The 8239-nt window shown below is 75.8% G+C and carries 8 protein-coding genes; 6 read left to right on the plus strand and 2 right to left on the minus strand.

Annotated features, from left to right (window positions below; genetic code table 11):
* The first annotated feature begins 51 nt into the window (after positions 1-51).
* Positions 52-1227: a cobalamin biosynthesis protein gene (locus E1258_RS26990; RefSeq protein WP_243715717.1), complete on the plus strand. Its 1176-nt coding sequence runs from the start codon at positions 52-54 to the stop codon at positions 1225-1227.
* Entirely contained in the window at positions 1224-2768 is a 1545-nt protein-coding gene (locus tag E1258_RS26995; protein ID WP_132406065.1) for a cobyric acid synthase, read from the plus strand. Before E1258_RS26990 ends, E1258_RS26995 begins: the two co-directional genes overlap by 4 nt.
* A 62-nt stretch (positions 2769-2830) precedes the next feature.
* On the opposite strand, the gene E1258_RS27000 is transcribed toward E1258_RS26995, so the two are convergent.
* Positions 2831-3232 carry a rhodanese-like domain-containing protein gene (locus tag E1258_RS27000; RefSeq protein WP_132406075.1) on the minus strand — a complete coding sequence of 134 codons (402 nt, stop codon included), beginning with the start codon at positions 3230-3232 and terminating at the stop codon, positions 2831-2833.
* 113 nt (positions 3233-3345) lie between these two features.
* Here E1258_RS27000 and E1258_RS27005 point away from each other — a divergent pair, with 113 nt between their 5' ends.
* From E1258_RS27005 to E1258_RS27020, 4 genes are all read left to right on the plus strand, one after another.
* On the plus strand, positions 3346-3999 hold the full coding sequence (locus tag E1258_RS27005; RefSeq protein ID WP_132406067.1) for a uridine kinase: 654 nt from the start codon (positions 3346-3348) through the stop codon (positions 3997-3999).
* Positions 4000-4010: 11 nt separating this feature from the next.
* Positions 4011-5363, plus strand: a complete 1353-nt coding sequence (locus E1258_RS27010; RefSeq protein ID WP_207919733.1) for a dipeptidase — start codon at positions 4011-4013, stop codon at positions 5361-5363.
* A gap of 77 nt (positions 5364-5440) precedes the next feature.
* Entirely contained in the window at positions 5441-5647 is a 207-nt protein-coding gene (locus tag E1258_RS27015; RefSeq protein WP_043966249.1) for a hypothetical protein, read from the plus strand.
* A 160-nt stretch (positions 5648-5807) separates the two neighbouring features.
* The gene (locus tag E1258_RS27020) at positions 5808-7442 is read left to right on the plus strand and encodes an ATP-dependent DNA ligase (RefSeq protein ID WP_243715716.1); all 1635 of its coding nucleotides are present in this window, start codon (positions 5808-5810) and stop codon (positions 7440-7442) included.
* Positions 7443-7581: 139 nt separating this feature from the next.
* Here the strand turns inward: E1258_RS27020 and E1258_RS27025 are convergent.
* Positions 7582-8239 (minus strand): hypothetical protein (locus tag E1258_RS27025; RefSeq protein WP_132406073.1); only part of this gene is annotated, 658 nt, incomplete at its 5' end.

Genomic DNA, 8239 nt, shown 5'->3' on the forward strand with positions numbered 1-8239 from the left:
GTGTGGGGGTTTCCGGGGGCGGCTAGGCTGGCCGGCCGGAGGTGGTGGCAGGTGCGGCAGTCGGTCGCCGTGGCTAACGCGGCTGGGCTGGTGGCAGGGTATGCCCTGGACTCCCTGCTCGGTGACCCGCGCCGCTGGCATCCCGTAGCCGGCTTCGGTCGGGCGGCCGGTGCGCTGGAACGGCGCGTGTACCGGCCGGACCGGGCCGTCGGCACGGCGTTCACGGCGCTCGCCGTGGGTGTACCGGTGCTGGTCGGGGTGGCGGCGACGGTGGCCACCCGACGCCGGCCGGTTGGCCGGGCCGTGCTGATGGCCGCCGCCACCTGGACGGTGCTCGGCGGGCGCACCCTGCGCCACGAGGCGAAGATGATGGGCCGCGCGCTGCGCGGCGGGGACCTGCCGGCGGCCCGTCGTCGGCTGGGGCACCTGTGCGGGCGGGACCCGTCCACGCTGGACGAGCCCGAGTTGGCCCGCGCGACCGTCGAGTCCGTGGCGGAGAACACCTCCGACGCGGTGGTCGCGCCGCTGATGTGGGGGGCGGTCGCCGGGCTGCCCGGCCTGCTCGGCTACCGCGCGGCGAACACCCTCGACGCGATGGTCGGTCACCGGTCGCCCCGGTACGCCCGCTTCGGTACCCCGTCCGCCCGGCTGGACGACCTGCTCAATCTCGCCCCGGCCCGGCTGACCGGGCTGCTCACCATCGCCGTGGCCCCGACAGCGCACGGGGACCGGGGGCGGGCCTGGCGGGTGTGGCTGCGAGATCGCAACGACCATCCCAGCCCGAATGCCGGGCAGTGCGAGGCGGCGATGGCGGGCGTGCTCGGCGTACGGCTGGGCGGGCGCAACGTCTACTTCGGGCGGTCGGAGGTGCGACCTTACCTCGGTGACGGGCCCCGCCCGGAGGCACGCCACCTGGGGCGGGCGGCGAAGGTTTCCGGCGCGGTGGGGCTGGCGGCGCTCGGGCTGGCCGCCGCGTACCCGGTGACGCTCGGCCGGTTTCTCGGCGCGGTGGCGAGGAACGCGGTGGCGAGGACGGGCTGGCGGGGCCTCGCCGCCGGTGCGCGCGGCTGGCGCGGGGCGTCGGCGGAGGCCCTGTTCGGCCGCCCCGTTCGTGCGGGCAGCTCCATAGGGGCCGCTGGAGGCGCCCGTCCGCGCGCCGCTGGAGGCTCCCGGCCGTCCGCCGCTGGAGGCTCCCGGCAGCCCGCCGCCGGGGGCGACCGCCGGTGAGTGGGGGGCTGCTGGTCGCCGGGACCACCTCCGACGCGGGCAAGAGCGTGCTCACCGCCGGGATCTGCCGATGGCTGCGCCGGCGCGGGGTGAAGGTCGCGCCGTTCAAGGCGCAGAACATGTCGAACAACTCGGCGGTGGTGGTCGGCCCGGACGGCCGGGGCGGCGAGATCGGCCGGGCCCAGGCCATGCAGGCGGCGGCCTGCGGCGTGGCGGCCGACCTGCGATTCAACCCGGTGCTGCTCAAGCCGGGCAGCGACCGGTCCAGCCAGGTGGTGCTGCTCGGCGAGGCCGTCGACACGGTCACCGCCGGCAACTACCATGCCCTGCGGCCCCGGCTCGCCGAGGCGGCGTTCGCCTCGCTCGCCGAGTTGCGCGAGGCGTACGAGGTGGTGGTCTGCGAGGGGGCCGGCAGCCCTGCGGAGATCAACCTGCGGGCCGGCGACTACGTGAACATGGGGCTGGCCCGGCACGCCGGCCTGCCCACGATCGTGGTCGGGGACATCGACCGGGGCGGCGTGTTCGCCTCGATGTTCGGCACCGTCGCCCTGCTCGACCCGGCCGACCAGGCGCTGGTCGCCGGCTTTGTGATCAACAAGTTCCGGGGCGACCTCGGGCTGCTCCAGCCGGGGCTGGACATGCTGACCCGGGCCACCGGCCGCCCCACCTACGGGGTGCTGCCCTGGCACCTGGACCTGTGGCTGGACGCGGAGGACTCGCTCGCGTACGGCCGGGTGCTCGGCCGGCCGGCGGCCCCGCACGGCACGGACTGGCTGGATGTGGCGGTCGTCCGGCTGCCCCGGATCAGCAACGCCACCGACGTGGAGGCGCTGGCCACCGAGCCCGGCGTCCGGGTCCGGCTGACCGTGGAGCCGGCCGAGCTGGCCGCCGCCGACATCGTCGTCCTGCCCGGTTCCAAGTCCACCGTGGCCGACCTCGCCTGGCTGCGCCGGACCGGACTGGCCGACGCCGTGGCCGCCCACGCGGCGGCCGGGAAGCCGCTGCTGGGCATCTGCGGCGGCTTCCAGATGCTCGGCCGGGCCGTGCACGATCCGGTGGAGAGCCGCGCGGGCAGCGTCGCGGGGCTGGGCCTGCTGCCGGTCGAGGTCACCTTCGCCGCGCGCAAGACGGTCCGGCAGGCGGCCGGCACCGCCGCCGCCGACGCGGGCGTCCCGGTCCGGGGTTACGAAATCCACCACGGGTACGTCTCGTCGGCCGACCCGGCGCTGCCGCCCCTGTTGTCGTACGACGACGGCACCGGCGAGGGGGCCGTGCTCGGCGCGGTGTGCGGCACCCACTGGCACGGGGCCTTCGAGTCCGACGCGTTCCGCCGCCGGTTCCTCACCGACGCGGCCCGTCTCGCCGGCCGTACCGGCTTCCGGGTCGCCCCGGACACCAGCTTCGCCGCCGCCCGCGAGCGTTCCCTGGACCTGCTCGGCGACCTGGTCGAGGAGCACCTGGACACCGCCGCCCTGTGGCGGCTGATCGAGTGCGGTCCACCCGCCGGGCTGCCGTTCATCCCGCCCGGAGCGCCGCGCTGACCCGGGGGGTGCGTCCTGGGGCTGCCGGCGACCGCTGTCCCGCGTGACCGCTGTGGGTGGTGTCAGTAGCGGATGTCGGCGGGGCGGTCGGACATCGGTAGCCCCGCCTCCAGCCATGCCTGGACCCCGCCGACCATGTCGGTGGCGCGGTGCAGGCCGAGCGTCCGCAGGCTGGCCACGGCCAGGCTGGAGCTGTACCCCTGCCGGCACACCACCACGATCTCCCGGTCGTACCCGGTGGCCTCGGGAATGCGCCACTCACTGGCCGGGTCCAGCCGCCATTCCAGCACCGTGCGGTCGATGACGACCGCGCCGGGCAGGTTGCCCTGTTCCCGGCGCTGCGCGTCGGTGCGGGTGTCGACGAGCAGCGCGCCGAGGCGTACGGTCTCGACCGTCTCGTGCGGGGTCAGCCGGCGGACCCCCGAACGGGCCTGTTCCAGCAGGGCGTCAATGCCCGGGCTCATCACGTTGTGGCGCACAGCACGATCATGCCCGTGGCGCGGGGCGTCCGTGTGCCGAAAACGGCTCGGGTCGACCGGACGACGTACCCCCGGGGGAGGCCGCTAGCGTCGGGGCCGTGTGGGTGCCGACCGTCGAGACGTACGCGGAGCTGGGCCGGCGGGTGCTGGCCGGGCCGGCGCGGTTGGGGCGTACCCGACTGGTGGCGGTCGACGGGCCGAGCGGCGCGGGCAAGAGCGTCTTCGCCGCGCGCCTCGCGGACGCCCTGGCGGCACTGCCCGGCGGCGGGCGACCACCGGTGGTGCACACCGACGACCTGCTCGACGGCTGGGCCGACCAGCTCACCTTCTGGCCCCGGCTGGAGCGGTGGGTGCTCGCCCCGCTGCGGGCCGGACAGCCGGGGGCCTATCGGCGGTACAGCTGGGTGCGGCGGTGCTTCCTGCCCCGCGAGCTGCCCGTTCCGCCCGCCCCCGTCGTGATCGTCGAGGGGGTCTCGGCGGCGCGGGCCGCCGTCCGGCCCGAGCTGACCCTGTCGGTTCTGGTCACCGCGCCCGCCGAGCTGCGGTCGTCGCGGGCCGTCGCCCGGGACGGGCCGGGGATCCTGCCCGAGCTGCGCCGCTGGCATGCCGGGGAGCGGGCGCACTTCGCCGCCGACGGCACGGCGGACGCGGTGGACCTGGTCGTCGACGGCGCGCCGGGCCTGCCGCACGACCCCGGGACCGAGTACGTCGCCCTCGGCGGCGGTAAGGCCGGCATACGATGCCGGTCATGACCTTACCGACCATGTCCGATGCCGAGGTGCGAGCCGCCGTCGCGCGGGAACTACCCGGCGTCCGCGCCGACCTGGAACGACTCGTCCGCATTCCCGGCGTCGCCTTCGACGGCTTCGACCACTCGCACGTCGAGCGGTCCGCCGAGGCGGTGGCGGAGGTGCTGCGCGGCTGCGACCTCGACGTGCGGATCGTGCGGTCCGGCGGTCAGCCGGCCGTCATCGGGAGGCGGGCCGCCCCGCCCGGCGCGCCGACCGTGCTGCTCTACGCCCACCACGACGTGCAGCCGGTGGGCGACCTGTCGCTGTGGGAGTCCGACCCGTTCGAGCCCGTCGAGCGCGACGGCCGCCTCTACGGGCGGGGCGCGGCCGACGACAAGGCCGGGATCATGGCGCACGTCGCGGCGCTGCGCGCCTTCGGCGACCGGCTCCCGGTCGGTGTGGTGCTCTTCGTCGAGGGTGAGGAGGAGTACGGCTCGGACTCGCTGGAGCGGCTGCTCGCCGAGCACCGCGACGAACTGGCCTCGGACGTGATCGTGATCGCCGACTCGACGAACTGGGACATCGGCGTGCCGGGGCTGACCACCTCGCTGCGCGGCATCGTCAACTGCTTCGTCGAGGTCCGCACCCTGGACCACGCCGTGCACAGCGGCATGTTCGGCGGCGCGGTGCCCGACGCGCTCACCACGCTGGTCCGGCTGCTGGCCACGCTGCACGACGACGCCGGGAACGTGGCCGTCGCCGGGCTGGTCGGGCGCGAGGGTGCCGCCGTGGACTACCCGGAGGACCGGTTCCGGGTCGAGGCCGGGCTGGTCGAGGGCGTGTCGCTCATCGGCACCGGCCGGATCACCGACCGGATCTGGACCAAGCCGGCCGTGGCGGTGCTCGGCATCGACGCCCCGGCCACCGGCGAGGCACCGAACGCCCTGGTCCCCGCCGCGAAGGCCAAGCTGAGCGTACGGCTGGCGCCGGGCGACGACCCGAAGCGGGCGTACGCGGCGGTGCGCGAGCACCTCACGAAGCACGCGCCGTGGGGCGCCCAGGTGACGGTGACCTTCGAACACGACGGTGCCCCCTGCGTCATCGACGCGTCCGGCCCGATGTTCGCCGCGGCCCGTGACGCCTTCCGCGCGGCCTGGGACGGCACCGAGCCGGTGGACATCGGCATCGGCGGCTCGATCCCGTTCATCGCCACCTTCCAGGAGCTGTTCCCGCAGGCGGCGATCCTGGTGACCGGGGTCGAGGACCCGCACGCCCGCGCGCACGGCCCGAACGAGAGCCTGCACCTCGGCGAGTTCGCCCGGGTCTGCGCGGCCGAGGCGCTGCTGCTGGCGAAGGTGGCCGCCGTGGGCGCGAACCGGAGTTAGGTGACGGAACCGTAACTTCCCAGTTCATCGGGGTGTTTTCGGCGTGTCGCGGGACAGCCTGGTATAGCGTTTCGAACATGAGTACGAACGAGGTGATGGCCCGGCTCGGGGCCGCCGTCAGCGCTCTGGGGGACGTGGACGTCTCCGCGTGGTCCGAGGACACGCTCAAGGAACAGCTCGGTGACCTCTCCACCGCCCTGGTCACGCTGGACGCGTTGCTCTCCCGCGTCGCCGACGAGGTGCGCGCCCGGGGCCTGCGCATCGAGGAGCCTGTCGCGGCCTGACGGGCCCGCGAGACCCCGGTCCGGCGCAGGGGGCGTCAGGGACCGGTCGGCCCGGGAACCCGTCACGGGTGTTCGGGCCGGGGTGACGCGGCGGCGTGGGAAGCGGCAACTTCCGGCGTCGGCCCGCGTATCCCCAGCGGCGTCGGGGGTGGCTGGCAGGATGAGGTGCGTGCGGTTCCTCGACCTGGCGGCCACCTCCGCCGCCGTGGGCGCGACCACCGGCCGGCGGGCCAAGGTGGAGCTGCTCGCCGCGGCGCTGCGGGCTCTCGACCCGGCCGAGGTCCCGGCGGGCGCCGGCTGGCTCGCGGGCGATCTGCGGCAACGGCAGACCGGCGTCGGCTGGGCCAGCCTGCGCGACCCGCCGCCGCCGGCCGCCGAGTCGACCCTGACCGTCCGCGCGGTCGACGCCGCTATCGACGACATCGCGGCGGTGGGTGGCCCCGGCTCGCAGGCCCGCCGCCGGGCGCTGCTGCACGCCCTCTTCGCCGCCGCCACCGCCGGGGAACAGCGGATGCTGCGCGGCCTGTTCAGCGGCGAGCTGCGCCAGGGCGCTCAGGCCGGGTTGCTGGCCGACGCGATCGCCCGGGCCGCCGACGTGCCGCCGAATGCCGTGCGCCGGGCCCTGCTGCTCGCCGGCGACCTGCGGGCGGTCGCGGTGGCCGCGCTGCGGGGCGGCGCGGCTGCACTGGCCGACTTCGGGCTCCAGGTGGGCCGGCCGCTCGCCCCGATGCTGGCGGCCAGCGCTCCGTCGGTCGACGAGGCGCTGGCCTTGACCGGTGTCCCCGCCGTGGTCGACGTGAAGCTCGACGGCATCCGGGCCCAGGTGCACCGCTCCGGCTCCGACATCGCGGTCTTCACCCGCAGCCTGGACGAGATCACCGCCCGGGTGCCCGAGGTGGTCGCCGCCGTGCGGGCGCTGCCCGCCCGGGAGTTGGTGCTCGACGGCGAGGCGATCGGCCTGGACGCCACCGGTCGGCCGCTGCCGTTCCAGCAGACCTCCAGCCGGGCCGCCCGCCGCGCCACGCCCAGGGCCGGCGGCACCATGCCGAACATCGGCGACGCCATGCCGGGCGGCGGTGGCCCCGCCCCGGTCGCCCCGGCGGTGCTCGCCGCCGCCGAGACCACCGGCGAGGCAGTGCTCACGCCGTACTTCTTCGACCTGCTGCACCTCGACGGCGACGACCTGATCGACCGGCCCGGCCACCAGCGGTGGGCGGCGCTGGCCAGCGTGGTCGACCCGACGCTGCTGGTCGGGCGAATGGTGGTCGACGGTCCCGAGGCGGCCGGCGCGGCCTTCGCCGCTGCCCTGAACGCCGGGCAGGAGGGCGTGGTGGTCAAGGACCCCGACGCCCCGTACGACGCCGGCCGGCGCGGCGCGGCCTGGGTCAAGGTGAAGCCCCGGCACACCCTCGACCTGGTGGTGCTCGCGGTGGAGTGGGGCAGCGGCCGGCGCAGCGGCTGGCTGTCGAACCTGCACCTCGGCGCGCGGGACCCGGCCACCGGCGGGTTCGTCATGCTCGGCAAGACGTTCAAGGGGCTCACCGACGAGGTGCTGCGCTGGCAGACCGAGCGGTTCCTCGCCCTCGCCGTGGAGCGCGGTGACTGGGTGGTCCGGGTCCGCCCCGAACAGGTGGTCGAGATCGCGTTCGACGGGGTGCAGACCAGCTCCCGCTACCCGGGCGGGATGGCGTTGCGCTTCGCCCGGGTGGTCCGCTACCGCGGCGACAAGACCGTGGCCGAGGCGGACACGATCGACGCGGTCCGGGCGATCCACGCCGGCCGGCACCCGGCCTGAGCGGGGTGCCGGCCAGGGGTGTGCGCGCCGTGCCGGTGAATCCCGGGCGGGCCGGCGTGCGATGCCGGCCGACGTGGTGGTATCCCGAGCCCAGGACACCGCCACGTCGCCGACATCGCCGACGATGGCTCGGCTCGGGTCAGGCCGACAGGGACCGGGCGTAGTTGACCTGGTTGTTGATGTGCTGGACCTGGCCCTGGTCGGTGACCGGGATGCGGGCCACGTACTGGCGGGGGCCGTTGCTGACCGTCACCTGCACGGTGCCGTGGTGCCGGGTCTCCTTGATCAGCAGGAAGAGCAGGCTGAAGATGGTGAGGCAGAAGAACCCGAGCACGGCGCAGACGATCGCCCAGGTGGCCACCTTCTGCTCCGTCTGCCAGTAGTCGGCGACGTGCCACTGTGTCCCCGCCACGGGCAGCACGCCGGCCGGCGTACGGATCTCCGGCGGGGCCACCATGATCTCGCCGATCTGCACCGCCGCCACGGACGCCCCGTACTGCGGGCCGCCGAACGGGGCCGCAGTCGCCGTCAGCGCCGGCGGATAGGGCCCCGGAGGCCCGCTGGCCGGCGGCGCGGAGTACGGCCCGCTGGCCGGCGGCGCGGAGTACGGCCCGCTGGCCGGCGGCGCGGAGTACGGCCCGCTGGCCGGCGGCGCGGAGTACGGCCCGGGGGCCGGCGGCGCGGAGTACGGGCCGGGGGCCGGCGGCGCGGAGTACGGGCCGGGGGCCGGCGGCGCGGAGAACTGGCCGCCCGGCGGCGCGGAGTACGGGCTGGTACCCGGCGGCGCGGAGTACGGG

It is taken from the genome of Micromonospora sp. KC207, from assembly GCF_004348615.1.
Lineage (GTDB): Bacteria > Actinomycetota > Actinomycetes > Mycobacteriales > Micromonosporaceae > Micromonospora.

Coding starts and splice junctions, on each gene's coding strand:
- E1258_RS27000 (WP_132406075.1), bottom strand. CDS start 3,232: ATGAGCCCGGGCATTGACGCCCTGCTGGAACAGGCCCGTTCGGGGGTC.
- E1258_RS27010 (WP_207919733.1), top strand. CDS start 4,011: ATGTCCGATGCCGAGGTGCGAGCCGCCGTCGCGCGGGAACTACCCGGC.
- E1258_RS27015 (WP_043966249.1), top strand. CDS start 5,441: ATGAGTACGAACGAGGTGATGGCCCGGCTCGGGGCCGCCGTCAGCGCT.
- E1258_RS27020 (WP_243715716.1), top strand. CDS start 5,808: ATGAGGTGCGTGCGGTTCCTCGACCTGGCGGCCACCTCCGCCGCCGTG.